The 21785-nt window shown below is 42.0% G+C and carries 22 protein-coding genes and 2 pseudogenes; 11 read left to right on the top strand and 13 right to left on the bottom strand.

Translation table 11 applies throughout. The annotated features are described in order from the left end of the window. Nucleotides 1–173 precede the first annotated feature (173 nt). Complete coding sequence (locus tag PluTT01m_RS11690; RefSeq protein WP_011146507.1) at nt 174–1367, top strand: DmpA family aminopeptidase; 1194 nt, start codon at nt 174–176, stop codon at nt 1365–1367. Nucleotides 1368–1445: 78 nt separating this feature from the next. After that, the gene (locus tag PluTT01m_RS11685) at nt 1446–1664 is read left to right on the top strand and encodes a DUF4184 family protein (protein WP_071824108.1); all 219 of its coding nucleotides are present in this window, start codon (nt 1446–1448) and stop codon (nt 1662–1664) included. 114 nt (nt 1665–1778) lie between these two features. Here the strand turns inward: PluTT01m_RS11685 and PluTT01m_RS11680 are convergent, their stop codons facing one another. From PluTT01m_RS11680 to PluTT01m_RS27500, 4 genes and pseudogenes are all read right to left on the bottom strand, one after another. Then, on the bottom strand, nt 1779–2063 hold the full coding sequence (locus tag PluTT01m_RS11680; RefSeq protein WP_011146506.1) for a hypothetical protein: 285 nt from the start codon (nt 2061–2063) through the stop codon (nt 1779–1781). A 219-nt stretch (nt 2064–2282) separates the two neighbouring features. Continuing rightward, nucleotides 2283–2579, bottom strand: coding sequence for a hypothetical protein (locus PluTT01m_RS11675; RefSeq protein ID WP_011146505.1), 297 nt, complete (start codon nt 2577–2579; stop codon nt 2283–2285). A gap of 808 nt (nt 2580–3387) precedes the next feature. Beyond that, nucleotides 3388–3465 (bottom strand): annotated as a pseudogene (locus PluTT01m_RS27505) (type II toxin-antitoxin system death-on-curing family toxin); the annotation flags it as partial. Then, nucleotides 3462–3682: pseudogene (locus PluTT01m_RS27500) on the bottom strand (type II toxin-antitoxin system Phd/YefM family antitoxin). The pseudogenes PluTT01m_RS27505 and PluTT01m_RS27500, both read right to left, overlap by 4 nt. 95 nt (nt 3683–3777) lie before the next feature. On the opposite strand from PluTT01m_RS27500, the gene PluTT01m_RS11660 reads away from it, so the two are divergent. Further along, the gene (locus PluTT01m_RS11660) at nt 3778–4662 is read left to right on the top strand and encodes an IS982-like element ISPlu11 family transposase (protein ID WP_011144722.1); all 885 of its coding nucleotides are present in this window, start codon (nt 3778–3780) and stop codon (nt 4660–4662) included. Between the two features lie 141 nt (nt 4663–4803). On the opposite strand, the gene PluTT01m_RS11655 is transcribed toward PluTT01m_RS11660, so the two are convergent. From PluTT01m_RS11655 to PluTT01m_RS11640, 4 genes are all read right to left on the bottom strand, one after another. Next, nucleotides 4804–5094 (bottom strand): type II toxin-antitoxin system HicB family antitoxin, encoded by a 291-nt coding sequence (locus PluTT01m_RS11655; RefSeq protein ID WP_011146502.1) that lies wholly within the window; start codon nt 5092–5094, stop codon nt 4804–4806. A 99-nt stretch (nt 5095–5193) separates the two neighbouring features. After that, the gene (locus PluTT01m_RS11650; protein WP_041380078.1) at nt 5194–5487 is read right to left on the bottom strand and encodes a type II toxin-antitoxin system RelE/ParE family toxin; all 294 of its coding nucleotides are present in this window, start codon (nt 5485–5487) and stop codon (nt 5194–5196) included. After that, nucleotides 5480–5722 (bottom strand): type II toxin-antitoxin system ParD family antitoxin, encoded by a 243-nt coding sequence (locus PluTT01m_RS11645; protein WP_011146500.1) that lies wholly within the window; start codon nt 5720–5722, stop codon nt 5480–5482. Before PluTT01m_RS11645 ends, PluTT01m_RS11650 begins: the two co-directional genes overlap by 8 nt. Nucleotides 5723–5843: 121 nt before the next feature. Then, a complete protein-coding gene (locus tag PluTT01m_RS11640) occupies nt 5844–6284 on the bottom strand; it encodes a cupin domain-containing protein (protein WP_011146499.1) in 441 nt (146 codons plus the stop codon). A gap of 470 nt (nt 6285–6754) precedes the next feature. Between PluTT01m_RS11640 and PluTT01m_RS11635 the strand changes: the two genes are divergently transcribed. After that, complete coding sequence (locus PluTT01m_RS11635) at nt 6755–7336, top strand: beta-class carbonic anhydrase (RefSeq protein ID WP_011146498.1); 582 nt, start codon at nt 6755–6757, stop codon at nt 7334–7336. A 94-nt stretch (nt 7337–7430) separates the two neighbouring features. Here the strand turns inward: PluTT01m_RS11635 and PluTT01m_RS11630 are convergent, their stop codons facing one another. The 4 genes from PluTT01m_RS11630 to PluTT01m_RS11615 form a co-directional block, all read right to left on the bottom strand. Further along, nucleotides 7431–9032 carry an APC family permease gene (locus PluTT01m_RS11630; protein ID WP_011146497.1) on the bottom strand — a complete coding sequence of 534 codons (1602 nt, stop codon included), beginning with the start codon at nt 9030–9032 and terminating at the stop codon, nt 7431–7433. Between the two features lie 60 nt (nt 9033–9092). Then, on the bottom strand, nt 9093–10676 hold the full coding sequence (locus PluTT01m_RS11625) for an aldehyde dehydrogenase (NADP(+)) (protein ID WP_011146496.1): 1584 nt from the start codon (nt 10674–10676) through the stop codon (nt 9093–9095). Nucleotides 10677–10717: 41 nt separating this feature from the next. Continuing rightward, entirely contained in the window at nt 10718–11638 is a 921-nt protein-coding gene (locus PluTT01m_RS11620) for a dihydrodipicolinate synthase family protein (RefSeq protein ID WP_011146495.1), read from the bottom strand. A 228-nt stretch (nt 11639–11866) separates the two neighbouring features. Further along, a complete protein-coding gene (locus PluTT01m_RS11615) occupies nt 11867–12691 on the bottom strand; it encodes a helix-turn-helix domain-containing protein (protein ID WP_011146494.1) in 825 nt (274 codons plus the stop codon). A gap of 265 nt (nt 12692–12956) precedes the next feature. Between PluTT01m_RS11615 and PluTT01m_RS11610 the strand changes: the two genes are divergently transcribed. From PluTT01m_RS11610 to attM, 6 genes are all read left to right on the top strand, one after another. Beyond that, on the top strand, nt 12957–13907 hold the full coding sequence (locus tag PluTT01m_RS11610; protein ID WP_041380077.1) for a 4-hydroxyproline epimerase: 951 nt from the start codon (nt 12957–12959) through the stop codon (nt 13905–13907). Further along, nucleotides 13904–15031, top strand: coding sequence for an NAD(P)/FAD-dependent oxidoreductase (locus PluTT01m_RS11605; protein ID WP_011146492.1), 1128 nt, complete (start codon nt 13904–13906; stop codon nt 15029–15031). Before PluTT01m_RS11610 ends, PluTT01m_RS11605 begins: the two co-directional genes overlap by 4 nt. Further along, complete coding sequence (locus PluTT01m_RS11600) at nt 15028–15282, top strand: 2Fe-2S iron-sulfur cluster-binding protein (RefSeq protein ID WP_011146491.1); 255 nt, start codon at nt 15028–15030, stop codon at nt 15280–15282. Before PluTT01m_RS11605 ends, PluTT01m_RS11600 begins: the two co-directional genes overlap by 4 nt. Nucleotides 15283–15284: 2 nt before the next feature. Next, nucleotides 15285–16577, top strand: coding sequence for an FAD-dependent oxidoreductase (locus PluTT01m_RS11595; protein WP_011146490.1), 1293 nt, complete (start codon nt 15285–15287; stop codon nt 16575–16577). Nucleotides 16578–16716: 139 nt separating this feature from the next. Beyond that, nucleotides 16717–17694, top strand: coding sequence for a P1 family peptidase (locus tag PluTT01m_RS11590; protein WP_011146489.1), 978 nt, complete (start codon nt 16717–16719; stop codon nt 17692–17694). A 138-nt stretch (nt 17695–17832) separates the two neighbouring features. Then, nucleotides 17833–18624 (top strand): AttM family quorum-quenching N-acyl homoserine lactonase, encoded by a 792-nt coding sequence (gene attM / locus PluTT01m_RS11585; RefSeq protein WP_173362509.1) that lies wholly within the window; start codon nt 17833–17835, stop codon nt 18622–18624. Nucleotides 18625–18736: 112 nt separating this feature from the next. Here attM and PluTT01m_RS11580 read toward each other — a convergent pair whose 3' ends face one another. Continuing rightward, complete coding sequence (locus tag PluTT01m_RS11580) at nt 18737–19708, bottom strand: class I SAM-dependent methyltransferase (protein ID WP_228957078.1); 972 nt, start codon at nt 19706–19708, stop codon at nt 18737–18739. 617 nt (nt 19709–20325) lie between these two features. Here PluTT01m_RS11580 and PluTT01m_RS11575 point away from each other — a divergent pair. Next, on the top strand, nt 20326–21561 hold the full coding sequence (locus PluTT01m_RS11575; RefSeq protein WP_011146486.1) for a stiblene epoxidase: 1236 nt from the start codon (nt 20326–20328) through the stop codon (nt 21559–21561). The last annotated feature ends 224 nt before the right edge of the window (nt 21562–21785 follow it).

The following is a 21785-nucleotide window of genomic DNA, read 5'->3' as shown; positions in this document are numbered from 1 at the left end:
ACAAGCACTTAATTCTATCTTTTATCTAGAACTCAGTTGTAAACCTGAATAATATAATTACGTAATAGTACAAAGGGGGATACCGACTGGTCGAAAGTGAATCCTCTTCGTATTGGATCTTCATATTCTAAACATTAAACCTTAGAGTTAATTTGGTATAACAAGGAGTAGTTATGAAAATATTAAATATTATAATTTTATCGCTATCGACAGTGATAGCTTCTAATTCTTTAGCCGATGAGATTAGAGCAAGGGATTTAGGCATTCCTTTCTCTGGAGTAACCGGGAAATATAATGCGATTACCGATGTTAGTGGTGTAGAAGTTGGCTATTCAACCATAATAGAAGGCGATGGAAAGCTAGAGGTTGGAAAAGGCCCAATAAGGACAGGCGTAACAGCTATATTGCCAAAAGGCAAGAAATTTAGCCCGGTATTTTCTAGTACATTCTCTTTAAATGGAAATGGAGATATGACAGGCAATCAATGGGTCAAAGAGAGTGGTTTCCTGGAAACGCCAATATTAATCACCAACACTCATAGTGTTGGTATTGTTAGAGACTCAACAATTAGCTGGATGATTGATAACAACCTAACATCACCACTGAAAGATGATTTATTTTGGTTATTACCTGTGGTTGCAGAAACGTGGGATGGAATATTAAATGATATAAACGGTATGCATGTAAAGAAAGAACATGTATATCATGCGTTGAATAGTGCTAAATCAGGAGCGATAGAGGAGGGTAATGTCGGCGGTGGAACAGGAATGAACCTTTTTAAGTTTAAAGGGGGCACAGGTACTTCATCAAGAATTCTAGATAAAAAAGATGGCGGATATACTGTTGGCGTTCTTGTTCAAGGCAACTTTGGTGATAGGGACGATTTGATTATTGCTGGGATTCCAGTTGGTAAAGAAATACAGGATCTCAAGCCGATATATCATGGCGGCAAGAAAAAAATAAAGGATGCCGGTTCTATAATCGCCGTGGTGGCTACAGACGCACCATTAGCGCCTCACCAATTAGAAAAAATAGCTAAACGAGTCTCTCTTGGACTAGCAAAGGTCGGTGGGGTAGCCAGGAATACGAGCGGTGAGATATTTATTGCATTTTCGACCGCAAATAATGATGCTTTCTCCAGAAAAGATGTAAGAACAATAAAAATACTGTCAAATGACAAACTAGATCCCTTGTATGAGGCCACAATAAGTGCAACAGAAGAAGCAATAATTAATGCTATGATCGCCGCCAAAAAAATGGTTGGGAGAAATGGCAATACTTCGTTTTCTATTCCTAAAGATAGAGTTCAAGAGATATTAAAAAAACATCATGTCTTAGCTCAGACTCAATCTGACACTTCAATTTAAAACAAACAAGTTACCGACTGTGATTAAAGGTTGTAAATCTTAAGTTGAAGTCGGTAGCTTTCATGTTCCAACAATACGATGTATGCAGTATCCTTTGTTCGTTATGAAAAACAGGGTTATAAAGACAGAATTATTTTTGTGTTGTCGTTATTTTTAGGAGCTGTAACCCATATTGTCTGTGATGCATTCACACACGATAACGGTTTTTTTTGTCGAGATAATTCCTCTACCTGTTTAATCTTGATCGAAAGAGAAATATTATGTTTAAGGTCAATCAACACTTTGAATATATGGTAACCAAAAGAAAAATAGGAAATATGATCATTCATAACAAAAGCAAAAACCCCATTATTTTAAACAGGGTTTGTCAGTGTTCTTAGTTAATACAAATAAGAGACTTTCGATAGAATTTTATTTTGCCCTACCTTCATAGTAAGCAGCATAAGCGGTACGTCCGTTATAATTACAAGATTTAACAACTCCTTTTAAATACCACTTAATCGTTTTACCACTATATTTCTGTTCAAATGCATTAGCAAATTTTTTTTGAGTATTAACAACATGCCTAGTATACATCGAGCCCTTTTTGTTTATATTCTGACTCGGACATTTTTCAAGTGCCAATGCACTCCCAACTCCTCCAGTTAATGTAATACCCACGGCTAATGCCCCAACTGTTAATAATTTCTTGAACATAAAACTCTCCTTAAATAGTTTCAGAATTTATATATTTAAACATATTAATTATAAAATCATATGTGATAATGTATGCAAAATATAAATCATCACATCGATGATGTTACAATTTTAAAATTCAAAAACTGCTTATATTTTTCATCCTAGGTTGGAAATATAACTTCCATTATCTTCTCAGTGTCTTAAAAAGCCTCTAATAAGAGGCTTTTCGGTATAATTTTAAACTTCTCTACCTTCATAGTAAGCGGCGTAAGCAGTACTTCCGTTATAATCACAAGCTCCATAACGCCCTTTAAAATACCATTTAATCGTTTTACCAACATCAGACTCATACCGAGTAAATACATTAGCAAAATTGTCATAAGGATTAACAACAATTCTAGAATACTTCAAGCCCGAGCTATCTGCGCCTGCTACGCTTACGTCCTGTCCCGGACAACTCGCTGCCGATGCAGTCCCAATCCCTCCAATTAATACTGTTGCTAATGCCCCAACTGTTAATAATTTCTTGAACATAAAACTCTCCTTAAATAGTTTCAGAATTTACATATTTAAACGTATTATTTACCAAAATCATATGTGACAATGCATACAAAATCTAAATCACCACATTGATGATGTTACAATTTTAAAATTCAAAAACTGCTTATATTTTGCATCCTAGGTGGGATTAGGTTGGAAACCTAAATTCCATTTACCATAATAGTAGCAGAAATCAAAAATGGCAAATCTAATATATAATGACAATTTATTTTCCTATAGTTTTTCATGAAACTATCTTTAATGTCAGTATATTTAAACCTCTCTGGAATTTATGATTTATCTCACATATTTAATCTAGAAAGGTAACAATCTGGTGGTGTTTTAAATAAGGGCAAGTCGGCGCTGATAATTGAGATCGTTTATATTTCACTCACTCACGCAGAATGAATTTTCTAGTAATAATGTCAACCACCCTGACTCTGGATGATATTAATGTGATTAACATCAAACATTTTTACTCATTATTTTTTCAGAATAATCATGGTAAAAAATTCTTTTTATAATTATTGCCTTCAAATGCTATATCTATTAATTATAATATTCCTGAATAAGTACTTTTATCGTAATTATATGACTACCAAATAAAAACATTCATGATTCTCCAAAAATATCATTTTTATTTTTCATAATAAATTCATTTTTTATATTTTCATGTAAAAAGTGAATTTAATTTAAAGGTTAATCGTCAAACATAACCAAACATGAGCCTCAAAAAAATACCAGTGTGTTCATCCAGAAAAGTAGGAGAGGAGGGTAACAACATATTAGGTAGGAGGAAGGCTATCCCGGCAACGCCGGGAAAACGTCGCAGTATGCGATCGTGGAAAGCAATAACTTCTTGAGCACTCACCCAAATCATCGGTCAGTCAACGCTGCTACTGTGTGGCCATGACGTTGCATCATAGCATCAAATTCGGCATCCAGTTTTGCATTCTGATACACCTCGAATTCCGCTTTACTGATCACTACGGCAACGCTGCCGTCCCGACGGGTGATTTCAACGGGCTCACCATTGACTGCAATATCCAGCACCACAGAAATATTGGCTCTGGCCTGATTGAGGTATAGGTTTGCATAGTTAACCCGAATTCTGGATAAGAAATTGACATGAAGCCTGTTCCAGGAGCAATGTTTTGGTGCACGCCGAAACAGCTCCGGGGAGGAACAGGCTATGAACAAGTTAGTTGAAATTTTCTGCGATGTCGATGATTTTTGCCGCTTCTTCATTCCTCAATGGGAATTATTTTGTTTCGAAAAAGGGTACCGCCAGCGTCATCGGCAAGGCCATATGCACCCCAGTGAAATCATGACTATTTTGATCCTTTTTCATATGGCGCATTACCGTGATTTTAAACATTTTTATCTGGAACATATTTGGAAATATCACCACAAAGATTTCCCCACCCTGCTCAGTTATACCCGTTTTGTCAGTGTTGCCCCTTCCGTTTTGGTCCCACTATGTAGTTATCTGACTCAATTAAAAGGAAAACCGACCAAGATTGCTTTTATTGATTCCACGAGTTTGTGCGTCTGTCATAACATCCGTATCCCGCGTCATAAGGTTTTTAAGGGAATAGCCCAGCGCGGAAAAACATCAATGGGCTGGTTTTACGGCTTCAAATTACACTTGGTTGTTAACCATCAGGGCGAAATTCTCGCGCTAAAAGTGACTCCCGGTAATGTGAATGATCGAGAGCCTGTACGCGAATTATCAAAATCGTTAACGGGTTATCTTTACGGTGATAAAGGTTATCTCAGTCAGGAACTGGCCGATGATTTAGCCAAAATCGGTGTGACTTTCATCACGAAGAAACGCCGTAATATGAAAGCACAAGCGCTGTCTGAGTGGAATAACTTAATGTTAAAAAAGAGATTTATCATCGAAACGATTAACGGGCAATTAAAGACCATTTCTCAAATTGAGCACTCGCGCCACCGAAGTATAAAAGGCTTTCTGTTGTGTGTTTTAGGTGGATTGATTGCTTACAGCCTTAAATTGAAAAAGCCATCACTGAAAATTTTCTACTCAGAGAAAGATATTTTAATGACGGCTTAAGCAGAATTCGGGTTAGTTATCTCCTTAGAAAGAGAGGGGTATCAAAAATCACCTAGTTCTATGCGAAGTTGTTCATCGTCTAAGGTTATTTAACATAATATACATTATGCGTACTATGATTGTAGCACCAATATAGTCATGTCACTTTGGTATACTTAAAAGAAAAAACCCGCTTTTAGTTAAATCCATATCAACATAAGCCCAACTGCCGCCGGTACAATCTTCATTGCTTAGATGGTCAGCAACAGTTCCCGCTTGCGCTGGAGCCTCACCCTTTTCGCTCATGTATTCAAAATAAGTATCCAATGCGTTTTGAGCACCGCTAATAGCGTCGTCAATAGTATCGCCAGCAAAGTAACATCCGATCACGTCTGGCACAAAACCGGAAAACGATCCGTCGTCAGCCTGATGTAAATAAATAGGATATCTCATGCTTACACCTTCTCTTTGATTAAAGAGCGGCCTTTCGACCGCTTAATTAAGTTATTTCAGTCCTGCTTGTTTAAGTATTTTAATAACAATCACCGTAACTTATTCTGGAAAGTCGAGTATATCAACGTCCATCGACTGGTGAATGACGCGTGAAATGAAGATGTCGTCATCCTGCAACATGTAATAGATGGAATGCTTCTTGAACTCGAAGCGGCGCATTCCTGCGCATATCCAATCACATTCCCTACCAATCCAGGGAGATATGGCTAGTAACTCGAAAGTTCTTTTCAGTTCATCGTGATAACGCTTCGCCTGGTTTTGACCAAATTGCTGTATCGTATAACGGGCAATATGAAATATGTCGTCATCAGCCAATTCGGAAAACTTATACATTTAAATCCTTCGCTGCCATTACAAAAATATCATCCATGCTGTTTTTGCTGACAGGAGAATTCAGGCCAGCTAGCACCATTTCACGAACATTCTGAATACGCTGCTCGCGAGCCTCCATCAGGCGCAAAGCATCGCGGACAACTTCGGATGTGTTGCCATAACGACCAGATTGGATCATATCACCAACGAATCCGTTGAAGTGCTCACCAAGGGTTACACTAGTTACTCGTGCCATAAATTCGTCTCTTCATGTATTACTGAGTAATACAATTATAACAAGGCATAATAATGATCGCCAGCGGACTATGTTAATCCCAACGCTGACACGTTTTTTCGTCTTCGTACTTGAATGATTTTTACTCAACGGGTTTAGAAAGAGGGATATCTTTTTGCCCCGCGTAGAAGACCACGAGAGTAGCGCCCTCTTTGCCTGTGTAACCGCGATGAGTGCTGTCAACCATCTCGGATAACACCTCTCCCGCCTTCATAAGACGTTTTTCACCACTGGATTTTTTCTCTGCCGTTAACACCCCGCTCAACACGTAAGCTGCATTAGGTATCGGGTGCTCATGCCAGGCAAGACTGGTATTTGGAGCAATAGTAATTTTGAGAACTGAAAGCTGAGGAGTGCCTTTAGGGTATTCCTGATAAGACACGCCATCCCAAGACTTTTCAGTCTCAAGCAATTTTTCAACGTTAATACCAGCAGTATTGCCGCTATGGGCTTGAGTGAAAAACGGCGCAATGAGGAAAGCAAAAGATGTAAAGGCTGATAAAGTTCGAATAGATAGCCGCATATGGAATCCTTGTGCATAGTGCATAAATTGGGTAGATGCCCTGTGGAGAACCATACCATGCGCACCATGATTACTTTAGAACTTTTTAAGATACAACTTTCTCCCCTGAAAACTCCGAAAACATCATTACATCACAATGTCTGTTGAAATACTTAGGATTTACTTGACCGGCACAAAGGATACGAGTATATATTTTTCATAAATTTTTTTTATATATCTGTATTTTCAGCCTCATATACCCAATGGATTTCAAGATGCATCGCGGCGGCAAGTGAGCGAATCCCCGGGAGCATAGATAACGATGTGACCGGGGTGAGAGAGTGCAGCCAACAAAGAAGCAACTTGAAAGATAACGGGTATATTCATTTATCTAGATGGATATCCTAGCTTTATTAAAAAGTTAGCTTCTTGTTCCATGCTTTTATTTTATATAACAATTTATTAAACCAGAAAATATGAAGGGAGGAAGGATGAGCAATGTTATCAGAGAAATAAGTGACGCTAATATTGCATATGCAGCAACTTTTGGTGATAAAAAAAACCTTGGTTTACCTGCTGTCAGGCGATTTGCCATATTGACTTGTATGGATGCTAGGTTAGATCCAGCAAAATTTGCAGGTTTATCTGAAGGTGACGCTCATATTATTCGGAATGCAGGCGGAAGAGCCAGTGATGATGCCATTCGCTCACTTATTATTTCCTATAAACTTTTTGGCACAAAAGAGTGGTTTGTCATTCACCATACTAATTGTGGGATGGAACTTTTTACAGACAATATCATGGGCGATCTACTGGAAAGCAGCCTGGAAAGCGCGATAATGACGGATGAAGGATTTAAAGATGTCGGCAACGGTACAGGATCATCTGAAGGAAAATATATCAAATGGCTTACTATTAACAATCAAGTTGATAGCGTAGTTGAAGATATTCATCGTATTCGTACCCACCCTCTTGTCCCCGCAAATATCTCCATATATGGGTACATATTTGATGTGAAGTCAGGAAAATTAATTGAAGTTCCCGAAGCAGCAAGCATTGCAGAAGATGCTTGATTTATGATGGGCTTTATTTAAATTTATCCGGCGTCAATGTGGACAAGGATGTTCAGTTAATCTCCCGCCCTGTATAGTTAATCAGACAACACGACTAATCCTCATCCTCCGTTGGTAAAATAGCATTGGGTAAAGCGCTAAAAGTTCCCCAATAGAAGGCAATTAAAGAGATCACTGCCACTGCCACAATATCCCAAGGCGCGGGAATAATTCCCTTACCGCCAAATGTGCCTAAATAGGACAAAATGATCATGGCACTGTAAAAACTAATCAACCATAAAGCAGAGGTTATCTGTTGACGCAAACTCACTTTGCCTATCGGAACTTTATTTTTAAATAACAAGTAGATAAAAAACAAGATAATCTGTAATCCAAGTAGCCAAGAAACGGTTTTCCAACCAGACCAGTAAACAATGAAGGCGGAAATAATAAAGGAAAGCGGACCAATGATCGCAAACCATTTAACATAAAAAGGACGTTTTATCTCCTTGGCATTACGACGTAAGGCAGAAGCAGTTACTGGCGCTAATGCGTAGCTCAGAATTAACGCCGCAGAAACAACACTGATGAGTTTTTCCCATGAAGGAAAAGGTAATGTCCAAAAAACAGAAAGAATAAATGTCAACCAAAGTGCAGGACGTGGTATCCCCGATTTTTCATCAACATGGGTAAACACATTAAATAACGTCCCACTTTTTGCCCAACCATAAACTACACGGGGAGTGGCATTCATATAAATATTCCCGGTACCACTTGGAGAGATCACCGCATCACATACCACCAAAAAAGCGAGCCACCCCACACCGAGGATTAAGGCTATATCACGAAACGGCAATGAAAAATATTGCCCAATGTTATTCCAGCCACTAAAAAGTAGATCAGAGGGTATCCCACCAAGGAACGCTAACTGTAATAAAACATAAATAACCGTAGACAGTGAAATAGAGAGAATGAGGGCAATAGGAATTGTTTTTTGGGGTTTTTCCACTTCACCAGCGACGGAAATAATGGGCGTTAGGCCAAGATAGGCAAAAATAATGCCTCCGGTTGAAACCGCAGCTTCAATACCCGATATCCCAAAAGGAGAAAATCCGTGAACTTGCAGATTACTCGGATTGAAATAATTAAATAGGATAATAATGACGAGCAGCGGAACGATAAACTTGAAAATACTAATAATATTGTTGGATTTTGCAAAGGTTTTCACGCTGTTGTAATTAAGGTAAAAGAAAAATGCTAATAAGATAAATTGAACCAGCCAGCCTGTCAGAGTCGGATCACCCGAACCCGGCTGACTGAGAAAGGGGAACCACGCCGCCGCATATTGTCGAGCAGCGACGACTTCGATGGCTATTAGGCTGGAAAATGCGATTAAGGTGATGGAACCCATTAAATATCCCATGAGTTCGCCATGAGAAAACACCGGATAACGGATAATGCCACCTGATTTCGGCAGTGCCGCACCCAGTTCGCAATAAACAATGCCGAGTAACAGCACGGCGATACCACCAATCAGCCAGGAAAAAATCCCGGCAGGCCCTGCAATAACAGACACATGACTGGCTGCAAATAACCAGCCAGAACCAAAAATAGCCCCTAATCCGATGAAGGTTAAATCCGTGAGTGTTAACTGTTTCTTAAATTTACCCTGCCCTGAATCGGATTTTGGCCGTGAAGAGGCTTTGTATAGCGCCATAATTATTCGCCCTTTTCTGTTTCTTATTTGATATACGTCAAAGTCGGGTAACTGCGCGTTTTACAACACTTCCCGGCTCATCACCCCATTGATTAATCGAGAAATATTTAACGGATTATGGTCTTGCAGTGCGAGTGGAAGTAAGGATTTAGGATAGTTTTGGAAGCAGACTGGGCGCAGAAAACGCCAGATGGCCAGTGTACCAACTGAAGTCCCTCTCACATCGGAAGTTGCCGGGTAAGGCCCGCCATGAACCACGGCATCACAGACTTCAACGCCTGTCGGGTAGCCATTAACAACCACCCTGCCCGCAATGTTTTGTAATCGTCGACTGAGCTCATGTGCATTCGCTAATTCATCGTGCTCACCAATTAAGGTAGCGGTAAGCTGCCCCTGCAAACAGTCAATTGCGCGTAAAAGCTGATATTGGCTTTCGGCTTCAACCACAATAGCAACAGGGCCAAAAACCTCCTCTTGTAACAGAGCATTTTTATTCAACAATAAAGCAATATCTGCACGATACAACATTGCACTTGCCTGATTTTCATGATGTTCGCCAATGGCTAACCGTGTCATTAAGGGTTCATCATCCAGTTGATGAATACCTTTTTGGTAGTTAAGTAATGTGCCTTGGTTCAGCATTGACTGCGCCGGGCGAAGCGTGATTTCCCGCGTTAATTGAGTAATAAATTGATCAAACTCTGGTGAACGAATACCCAAGATTATTCCTGGCTTGGTACAAAACTGACCGCTACCTAATGTGAATGAATTTGCCAGTTCTTGGGCGATCGGTTTCCCCCGCTGTGCTAAGGCGTTTGGCAGCACAATGACCGGGTTGATACTCGACATTTCAGCAAAAACCGGAATAGGTTGTGGTCGCTGCATCGCCATATCGAACAGTGCACGTCCACCAGCAAGTGAACCGGTAAAACCAACGGCCTGAATAATGGGGTGTTTGACTAGATCGGCCCCCACGCTATTGCCATAAATCATATTGAATACACCCGCGGGCATTTGTGCGGCGATAATAGCGCGTCCAATGGCTTCTGCGATGATTTCGGCAGTAGCCATATGGCCACTATGTGCTTTGAAAACAACAGAGCAGCCCGCCGCTAACGCTGACGCCGTGTCACCACCAGCAGTAGAAAAAGCCAACGGGAAATTACTGGCACCGAAAACCGCAATAGGGCCTAGAGGAATATGGCATTGGCGAATATCAACTCTAGGGAGGGGTTTTCTTGCAGGTTGCGCAGTATCAATGCGGGCAGCATGCATATCACCACGGCGTAACAGCGTGGCAAACAGCCTCATTTGCCCGCTGGTTCTCGACCGTTCACCTTGAATTCTGGCTGGTGGTAGCGCCGTTTCTTCTGATACAAGGGCAATGAAGTCATCACCAAGAGCATCAATTTCATCGGCAATTTTATCTAAAAAAACGGCACGTTCTTCTAACGATGTCTGGCTATAACGGGTAAATGCATCGGCGGCGGCTTGGGCGGCGAGATCGACCTCATGTCGTGTAGCTTGATAAAACGCATAACCCGTTGGTGCGTTATCCACCGCCCGCCGACTGTGCAAACAGCGTTCCCCCTCTGCTTGCCTGCGACCACCAATAAACTGCCTACCTGAATGTGTTACCAACATAGCGCTTCCTCCAAGGATATCAAAAACAGTTACCGCTCCATTCAGAGACCGACATCAGGCAGTGAAGGACGATTAGCAAGGGCTTGTTCTACAATGGCGCGAACTTCAGCCAATGTTTCCCTTTCGAGAGGTAGACGCGGTGGACGGGTAATGGCACTCCCACGGCCAACCATCTCTTCACACAACTTGATGCATTGCACCAAATCAGGACGGAAATCCAAATGCAACAGAGGCATAAACCAGCGATATAATTCCCGAGCTTCTTCATAACGTTTCTGTTTAGCCAGACGGAATAAAGTCTCCCCTTCCCGTGGAAAAGCATTCGACATACCTGAAATCCAACCTTCCGCGCCCACTGCGACTGACTCTAAAACGACGTCATCCAAACCAGCAAAAAGAATGAAGCGATCACCCGCTTCATTGGGAATATCACTAAAAGGACGGGTATTGCCTGATGAATCTTTAAATGCCACGATATTTTCGCAATCGGCCAGAGAGGTCAGAATTTTCGGCGTAATATCATTTTTATACAGCAGAGGGTTGTTATATAGCATGACGGGTAAATCGGTAGAGGCCGCTATTGTACGGAAATACGCTCGGTTTTCTTTCGGTGTTGGCGTATAAACCAGTGGCGGCATGATCATCACTCCATTAGCCCCTGCCTGACGGCATTCAGAGACCATTTTGCACGCATTATCGGTTGTCAATTCTGCGATACCCGAAAGAACGGGAACTTTTCCACCAGCAACATCTAATGCGAGTTCAACGATAGTACGCTTCTCTTTCATAGACAGAGATGTATTTTCCCCCACAGAACCATTGACGACTAAACCGGAAACCCCATCTTTAATCAGGTTGGTCATTACCTTCTGTGTGGCATCCAAATTAATGGAAAAATCGGAGTTAAATTGTGTTGTCACTGCTGGAAAAACACCATGCCAATTAACTTTTCTCTTGTTCATCGCTCTATCCTTTGATCGCCATTGATTTACTTGATATTTAGAATACGAATTGTTTTTATCTTGTTAAAAAAATGTGATTCATTGGTTTTAATGGAATAATGGCTATTTCACTACAGAGAAGCTTGTCACTTTTCACAGTAAACAATGACGAAATTAGCATAATAGGAATGGCAAACTTATTGGATCACAAAAGAACGGAAAGACTGGAAGCATGAGTAAAACGGTAAATTACTCCACCCCTATTGACTGACGAAAATCACTGGGCGTGAGTCCAGTTGAGGTCTTAAATTGCCGAGTAAATGCGCTGTGATCGGTATAACCACATCGCAAAGCGACATCTGTGATAGGTAATTCCGTCGCCAGCAATTCAGACGCTTTTTCAATTCTAATTTTGTGGATCATCTGCCGAGGTGTCAGGTGAAAGATACGTTTACAGTAACGTTCCAATTGAGCAACCGAGAGGCATGTTAAATGAGTTAGCTCGTCGAGGCGAATTGTTCGATCAAAATGTTCACGAATATAATCATCGACGATAGCCAACTTTTGGTACACAGGGTGATTTTCCTTAACTTCCATCAAATCATGAGAAATTCCTGCCATACCAATAATGTGATTATGTTGGTTATACAATGGCAATTTATATGTCATGCACCAACCTGCTTTGCGTCCATGATAAAAGTGGAGTTCCAGTTGGTTTTGGATAATTACCCCTTGATGCAACACACGTAAATCCTGTTCCGTGTAACAACTGCCCATCTGAGCAGGAAAGATTTCGGAAGAGGTTTTACCGAGTAGCGAAGAGATCGACTTAAACCCGCAGCGTGTGGCTAGCGTAAGGTTCGCAATTAGATAACGTGCTTTAATATCTTTGATAAAGAAAACCACGCTGGGAATCGCATTTAGCAATGGTGTAATTAAGGCAACCGCATTGAGAATATCTTGCAGGTTACTGGGTTTGTGATTAACTAATCCACTACAAAGCGCCGCTAAAAACTCAACATTACAAGCATCATGACCATTTGTGCCAATGCCGTTTCGGTATATATTCATCATCGATATCTCCAGTCTATTACCCGTAAAATAGGATTTTTGACTCGTGTCTGGTTAATTTGATTTTATAGATTAATTTATACATTGTTCTTCTGGTAAAAACAGAAATCATCATCAGTTTTATTTATAATTTTTCATTGTGCTGATTTCAGCATATTGCAGTATGAAATTCATCAAGCGGCAAACGAAATACTACGCCACTATTTATACCCTATGGATTTCAAGATGGATCGCGACGGCATTAAAAATACGTTAATTGGGTGGCTTTATGGCAGATAAACATGATTATCAGATTGTTCGCGTCATTGATTCACACACCGGTGGAGAACCCACCCGGACAGTAATCGAGGGATTTCCGTCTCTTGGCAAAGGAACCGTTGCCAAACAGTGTCAACGCTTTGAAACCGAATTTGATCACTGGCGCAAGGCTCTCATTCTTGAACCCAAAGGGAATGATGTGTTGGTCGGTGCACTTTTATGTCCGCCTGCTGTACCTGACGCCGATATGGGAGTGATTTTCTTTAATAACGCGGGGTATTTAGGCATGTGCGGCCACGGCACTATGGGCCTTATTGCTTCGCTCCATCATCTGGGCTGGTTGACCCCCAGCAAATATAAAATTGAGACGCCGGTTGGGATGGTAGAGGCGGTACTCCATCAGGATGGCGCAGTGTCTGTTTATAATGTCCCCTCTTATCGTTATCAGCAAAATGTCACTGTCAACGTGCCCGGTGTGGGTGATGTTAATGGAGATATTGCCTGGGGCGGAAATTGGTTTTTTCTGATCGGTCAGCATAACCTGTTTCTAACCCCCAACCATATCGATGAACTTACGCAATACAGTTGGGCCGTTAGGCAAGCACTGGCCCAAGCGGGGATCACCGGTGAAAAGGGTGAGTGTATCGACCATATTGAATTGTTTGCTCCTGATAACCATGCGGATAGTCGCAATTTTGTGTTATGTCCGGGAAAAGCCTATGACCGTTCACCGTGTGGCACTGGAACAAGTGCTAAGTTAGCCTGCTTAGCGGCGGATGGAAAATTGCAGCCGGGTGAGATTTGGTGCCAGTCCAGCATTATTGGTAGCGTTTTTGAAGCCCAATATCAGTGGATTGGTCAGAAAATTGCCCCAGTGATCCGGGGAACAGCGCATGTTTACGGTGATAACAAATTAATCATTGCCAAGAGCGATCCTTTTGTCTGGGGAATCAATGTATGACGCCCTGCCAAATATCGGATGTCATTATCGTTGGTGCTGGCATCGTTGGAGCCGCATGTGCTTATCAGTTAGTACAGGATGGTTTGAGAGTTGTTGTGATTGATAATGGTGGTAAAGGGGCGACACAGGCAGGAATGGGGCATCTCGTGTGTATGGACGATAATCCTGCTGAATTGGCACTGAGCAGTTACTCATTAGATATATGGCGAACATTCACCCCACATATGCCAGAAAATTGTGCATGGCGTGGATGTGGCACACTTTGGCTGGCGGATGCTGAGGATGAAATGGCACTTGCTGAGGAAAAGAGCGCACGTCTCGCCGCCTATGGCATTGAGAATATGCCGATGACAGCAACACAGATTCACCAGATGGAACCGATGGTGAGGCGTGGGATTGCTGGTGGTTTGTCTGTTCCTGGGGATGGGATGGTCTATGCGCCGAATGTCGTACACTGGTTTCTTGCTAGCGGTAATGAAAAAATTCAGTTTATTAAAGGCCAAGTGCATGCCTTAAAGCCTCAGACCGTTGTGCTACGTGATGGAAAGAAATATTGCGCGCCGAGAATATTGTTAGCAAATGGGCTGTGGAGCACACATCTGTTACCTGAATTACCGCTTGTTCCTAAAAAAGGGCAATTGGCGATTACCGATCGTTACCCTACCTGCATCACACATCAACTGGTGGAATTAGGGTACAGCGCCAGTACACATGCATCGAATGGCACGTCAATCGCTTTCAACGTTCAGGCTCGCCCTACTGGTCAGCTTTTAATTGGATCTTCACGCCAGTTCCATAACGAAAAACACACTATTGATCTCGGACTACTCCGTTCTATGCTCCAGCGAGCACTTCATTTTTTACCTCAGCTTGGTCAGATGAATATTCTACGTTGCTGGTCCGGCTTTCGTGCTGCAACTCCAGATGGCTTGCCTCTATTGGGACAGCATCCTGCTTATGAATGGCTATGGCTGGCCGTAGGCCATGAAGGATTAGGTGTGACGACCGCACCGGGCAGTGCCAAAATCATCTCCGCATTGATGCTGAATAGCAAAACGGAGATTGATCCCTTGCCTTACCAGCCTGCACGTTTTACTGCTATGGCCCATCAGAGGTTGCTATGACACTCAACAAACCCCCATTTATTGCTCTGTTTATCGATGGCGAATTGATCACCGTGCCTACGGGGATTACTGTTGCGGCGGCGCTAGCTTATACCGGTGATGAACATTGCCGTATATCTGTATCACATCAATTAAGAGTACCTTTTTGTGGTATGGGGATCTGTCAGGAGTGCCGTTTGATGATCAATGGTCACCACTGTGTCGCGTGCCAGACAGTTTGTGAAATGGGTATGAAAGTCGAGAGGATCTGAACATGGCAACATCATCTTCTTCTACAGTATTGCGTTGTGATGTGCTGGTTATTGGTGCAGGACCCGCGGGATTAGCTACTGCACAGGCGGCCATACAAGGGCAACAATCCGTTATCCTGATTGATGACAATCCCAGAGCAGGCGGACAAATTTGGCGTCAAGGGCCATTTCATACATTGCCACCGATGGCGAAACGTTATTTATCAGTAACATCAGAAGATGCCCTGATCTATTTACCCGGTTGTAAAGTGATTGCAGTAGACAACCAATGTGTGATTGTTGAAACGGCAAGCCGGCACCGAATAGTTCACTACCAACGCATCATTCTTTGTACTGGAGCCAAAGAAAAATTACTTCCCTTTCCCGGATGGACATTACCGGGTGTCACAGGTGCAGGCGGATTACAGGCGTTGATAAAAAGTGGTCTCCCTATGACGGGTGAGCGTGTTGTTATTGCCGGTAGCGGTCCCCTTTTGCTCGCGGTTGCGCAGACGGTAAAAAAAGCGGGAGGAAACGTAGCTGGTATCGTTGAACAAGCGCCTTTGTACCGCTTATTTTCGTTTGGCTTGCAGTTGTTCCGCTGGCCTAACAAGTTGCATCAAGCCATCACGCTCATACCGCTTAAAAATTATTACAAAAACAGTATGGTGTTGGGAGTGGAAACCTCGGTAGAAGGCAGGTTGACTGGCGTGTATATCAGCAATAAAGGGCAGAAGCAGAAACTATCCTGTACGCGTTTAGCTTGTGGTTTTGGTTTAAGACCCAATACGGAATTGGCACAATTGCTTGGTTGCTTGCTGGATGAACAAGGAAATATTCAGGTAGATGCGTGGCAACAGACGACCCTATCTGGTGTATATGCCGCAGGAGAATGCACAGGTATTGGTGGCAGTGAGCTTGTACTTTGTGAAGGATTTATTGCCGGGTTTGCAGCAAGTGGTCAATGCGCTCTGGCTGAAAAATGGCGGCAAAAACGAGTAAAATGGCAACATTTTGCAACCGCGGTGGCACAGACGTTTAAATTGAATGAAGAGATCGCACGGGCGCTTCCACCCGATACCTTGATCTGTCGTTGTGAAGACGTACATTTAAACGAGCTTGAACCCTTTCAGGATTGGAATAGTGCAAAAATGGCGACGCGGTGCGGTATGGGGGCTTGTCAGGGAAAAATCTGTTCTGCCATTCTCCACGATATCAAACATTGGGCAATACCCTCCCCTCGCATTCCACTATCCCCTACCAGTCTTGAAACGCTGGCAGCAGGAGACACGGAAAAAATTAACTTTTCTGATTGATAGATAAATATCCCCCTTCGTTTATCAAACCGAATTCCCACTAAAAATCACAGTTTGTTTGGTCACCTTTGCTATGATTCACCTCAAAAATCATTAAAACCTGTAATGAGTTACTTTAGAGATTGAGGTGTGAACATTTATGCATAAGACAAATGGAACCATTTTAGATGTACCGGGTGTTAAGGTTGGACATGCTGAAGATGAGTTGCAACAAACCGGTTGTAGCATCATTATTTTCGACGACGGCGCTGTTTGTGGCGTTGATGTCAGAGGCTCCGCACCGGGGACAAGGGAAACCGAGCTTTTAGATCCCATTAACACTGTCCAGAAAGTTAATGCCGTGGTGCTAAGTGGAGGGAGTGCTTTTGGATTAGATTCCGCCTCTGGCGTAATGCGCTATCTTGAAGAAAGAAAAAAAGGTTTTGATGTCGGTGTTACTGTCGTACCTATCGTTCCTGCCGCAATAATTTTTGATCTAAATTTTGGCGATCCTGCGGTGCGTCCTGACGCTAAAATGGGCTACCTTGCCGCACAAAACGCTTCTGTAACCCCTTTTCCATCGGGAAATATTGGCGCTGGCACCGGGGCCACTATTGGTAAGATAGCTGGTTTTGACAAAGCCATGAAAGGTGGGCTTGGGACCGCATCGGTTAAATTACCTGATGGGCTAACAATTGGCGCAATGGTTGTTGTAAATGCTGTTGGTGAAATCAGAGACCCTAAAAATGGTAAAACTATTGCGGGCGCATGTGATGAAAACGGTCATCTTATCGATCTCATTCCCTACATTATAAAAAATAATAAAGATAATAATTTCACTCAGGGAACAAATACGACCATTGGCATAATTTGTTGTAACGCCAATATGAATAAAAGCCAGATGAAAAAAGTTGCCCAGATGGCTCATGATGGTCTGGCGAGGACAATATACCCCGTTCATACCATGAGTGACGGGGATACTATTTTTGCAGCGGCAACAGGTGGTGTGGACTCATCGGTGAATATTGTTGGTATTCTCGCGGCTGAAGTCATGGCTGCTGCGGTTTTAGATGCGGTGAAATCAGCTAAATCAAAATTTGGTGTTAGAGGTTATGCCGATTTAGCACTTTCGATTTAGCACTTTCGATTTAGTACTTTCAATTTAGCACACTTTCGATTTAACACTTTTGAGGTAAGGTAATGCTGGTAGCCGCCATGCACCAGTAGCCTTCCAAACTTGAACTACCCTAACAAACTCGATAAAAAGGTTAACATTATGTCAGACATTCGCCTGTATATGCTGCAAACCGGAACCATCAAATGTAAGGTTCACAACATTAAGATGAATCAGGGTAATGGTGCCGATTATGAAATTCCGATTCCCTTTTTTTTACTCACTCATCCTAACGGCCATACGCTAATTGACGGTGGCAATGCAGTTGAAACTGCAACTGACCCCGAAGGCTACTGGGGAACTATCACCAAAACCTACTGGCCGGTGATGCGTGAAGATGAAGGTTGTATCGCTCAAGTTAAAAAGTTGGATATCGATCCCGCAGATATCCGCTATGTGGTGCAATCCCATCTTCATCTCGATCACACTGGTGCAATAGGACGCTTCCCTAACGCGACACATATCGTACAGCGACGTGAATATGAATACGCCTACACACCTGACTGGTTTGCTGCTGGTGGCTATATCCGCAAGGACTTTGACCGGTCAGGTCTGAAATGGGAGTTTCTCGATGGGGAACGCAATGACATGTTTGATGTTTACGGCGATGGCACGTTAAAAACGGTATTTACTCCGGGGCATTCGCCAGGACACCAATCACTACTGGTCACCCTGCCGAACAGTGGTAGCCTGCTGTTAACGATTGATGCCGCTTATACCCTCGACCACTGGGAAGAACGGGCGCTGCCGGGGTTTCTCACCTCTACCATTGAAACCGTACGTTCGGTGCAAAAACTACGGCATCTAGCCAAACGCACGAATGCAATCGTGGTAACGGGACACGATCCAGATGCCTGGCCAACATTCCGTCAGGCACCGGAATATTACGATTAACTCGAATTTGTCAATCCAAAATAGCCAGAAACTAGAAAGTGGATGTTTCTGGCTTGGCACTCATTTTACGAAAGTTTAACCAACTATCCGAGAATAACCGTTATTCCTCGTCTTATCCTCTTAGCCAATCATTGACAAAAGACTGGGCATTTTCAGATTTAAATCCTATCGAAGATATGCCGGTTGGCTTCCATAAGAGCTCGATAGCACGAATCTTTTGGTTATAATCAAGAGCATTAAAGATTTCATTTAATTGTTCATCTAAAAGCAAATCTCGATATTGAAGAAAATATTCATCATTGAATTGATCGCAACATCCAGCAAAAAGCTTATTGCCGTTTTCACGATTGAACCCACAACATCTCACACGTTTAAAGCCAGCTTGATAATAAAAATCGCATATTTCATCATATCTGTATGCGTTGACGATAGGATTCAAAAATGCATCTACATTAACAGCAACCTGATCAACACTATCATCTAAATGATTAGCTGTACTATCGCCATATTGATTTCGACTTAAGTTATCGCATAGCTTATTCATTAAATCAGTATTTAAAAAATACTCTTCTGCATGATTTTGTTTTACAAAAATCTGCAAAAGTTCTCGCTGCCTCAATCGTTCATATTCTCCTATCGCGTTGTATAGCCAAATAAGCGCTATCCCCTCTTCATTTAATGAACGTGAAGCGGCTAAAAAACCCTCTTGTGGAAATTCCATATGATGGATAACACCGGTAGAAACAACAACATCAAATTGATTATCTCGTGTTAGCTTCTCAATCGTATTATTTTCTAGCGTGACGTTATCCAACTGATGATAAGATATCAACTTATCTGCCACCTCTAACGCTTTATCCGTCATATCAATACCCACAAATTGGGTATCGGGATACATACTTGCCAGCCCTAACAAACGATGCCCCGTTCCACAGCCTAAATCAAGCACATATTTTCCCGTTAAATAATCCGGCTTAAATATAAGCCTTATCACCGTAGCCATATCATAAATAAGATTGTCTCCAATAGCAGAACTAGGATATGGATATCGGTTATACATCGCTTTGACGTCCTGATTACTCATATTTATTTCTCCGAACAAAATGACAAATCAGTAGTACTAGCCTATGATCACGAATAATAGATTACAAATGATAGTATAGATATCACCCGCATAAATTTCATGACAACGAGTAATAAAATATTTCATAATTGGGAGAAAAATATCTTAAATTCAATTGGAATAGAAATTAGAGAGCAGTGGAGTTATTAATAATCACATTAATAAACATCTTAAATAGTTGAAGATCGAAACAAGATGAATATTAATTTATTCACACAAACATCATTTACTGTCATGTGGTCTTGAATACGTAAAATAGACATAAAGCTATATTAACACTCATATCACTATAAAGTGTTAATTTTATGGAAAATTATAAAACTTAAACATTAAAAATTCACTTTGACAATTTAAGCGATCAATTTTTTAATTAAATATTGCTTAATAAACAGAGACATAATTTTTTTGCCAACTATTTTTAGCGATAAAACTCCAAGCTTTCTTGCTCTATTTCTATGTACAGTATATTTTTATTTTAAATACTACAAAAAAGTCATGGCTGTAATTAGATAATATCAAATAGATATAATCACCACGATTTAGCCAGAATCGCTCGTATCTACAACAGGAGAAATACTATGCATGTCGGCATTATTGGGGCGGGGATTGGTGGTACATGTTTAGCCCATGGATTACGTAAACATGGAATAAAAGTGACGATATATGAACGAAACTCTGCCGCATCATCCATACTTCCGGGTTATGGAATTCATATAAATTCATTCGGTAAGCAAGCACTGCAAGAATGCCTCCCGGCTGAAAACTGGCTAGCCTTTGAGGAGGCATCAAGATATATTGGCGGACAATCCCGGTTTTATAATGAACGTATGCGTCTTCTCGCCGTTCATGGCGGTATTTCTCCAATGGCAGGGAAAATTATTTCCGAACAACGTTTGTCAATTAGCAGAACTGAACTGAAAGAAATACTCAACAAGGGGCTTGCAAATACCATTCAATGGAACAAAACATTCGTCCGTTATGAACATATTGAAAACGGTGGTATTAAAATTTTCTTTGCCGATGGCAGTCACGAAAATGTCGATGTCCTTGTCGGTGCAGACGGTAGCAATTCAAAAGTACGTAAGCAGTACCTTCCTTTTATCGAAAGATTCGATGTTGGTGTTAGTATGATCATTGGTCGTGCACGTCTTACCCCGGCTCTCACCGCGTTGCTACCCCAAAATTTCCGCGATGGTACACCCAATAGTATCGTCCCTAAAAGCCCCGACTGGTTGTTCATCTCTATGTGGCGTGCCCCAGTGAATATTCATGTAGAGGCATCCTTAGCGGAAATCGATAATTTTATCGTATGGGTTTACGTAGCAGCAACAGATAGTCTTCCTGACAATATCACCGATTTTTCCGCTGAAGCCCTCTGCGATCTGGTTCAATCGCGTATGATTTCGTGGGACCCAAGCCTACATACTCTGGTTCAACAAAGTGATATGGAAAACATCTCTCCGCTACATTTACGCAGTATGCCCCATCTTCTACCCTGGAAATCCAGCACCGTCACATTACTTGGGGATGCTATTCACAACATGACGCCAATGACAGGCTCAGGAGCGAACACAGCGCTGCGAGACGCACTTTTACTCACGCAGAAGCTTGCCAGTGTAGCGTCCGGCCACGAAGAGTTAGTCAAGGCAATTTCAGATTATGAACAACAAATGCGCGCATATGCTAATGAGATCGTTGGAATTTCACTGCGCAGCGCTCAGAACGCTGTAATACATTTTTCAATACCACCATTGAAACAACGGCATTTGAGCATAAGAAGAAATAAATCTCAAAGTCATCAACACCGACGTTAATATTCCGAGTAAATTGTCATACCGGAACGAATTCCATATCATTACTCTAGATACACTTATACCCAATAGATTTCAAGATGGATCGCGACGGCAAGGGAGCGAATCCCCGGGAGCATAGATAACGATGTGACCGGGGTGAGGGAGTGCAGCCAACAAAGAGGCAACTTGAAAGATGACGGATATATTATAAACGCCACCAGTAGATATATCATACTGGTGGCTTG

The sequence above is a fragment of the Photorhabdus laumondii subsp. laumondii genome (assembly GCF_003343245.1).
Classification (GTDB): Bacteria; Pseudomonadota; Gammaproteobacteria; order Enterobacterales; family Enterobacteriaceae; genus Photorhabdus; species Photorhabdus laumondii.
This window is presented reverse-complemented; position numbering and strand designations above follow the sequence as displayed.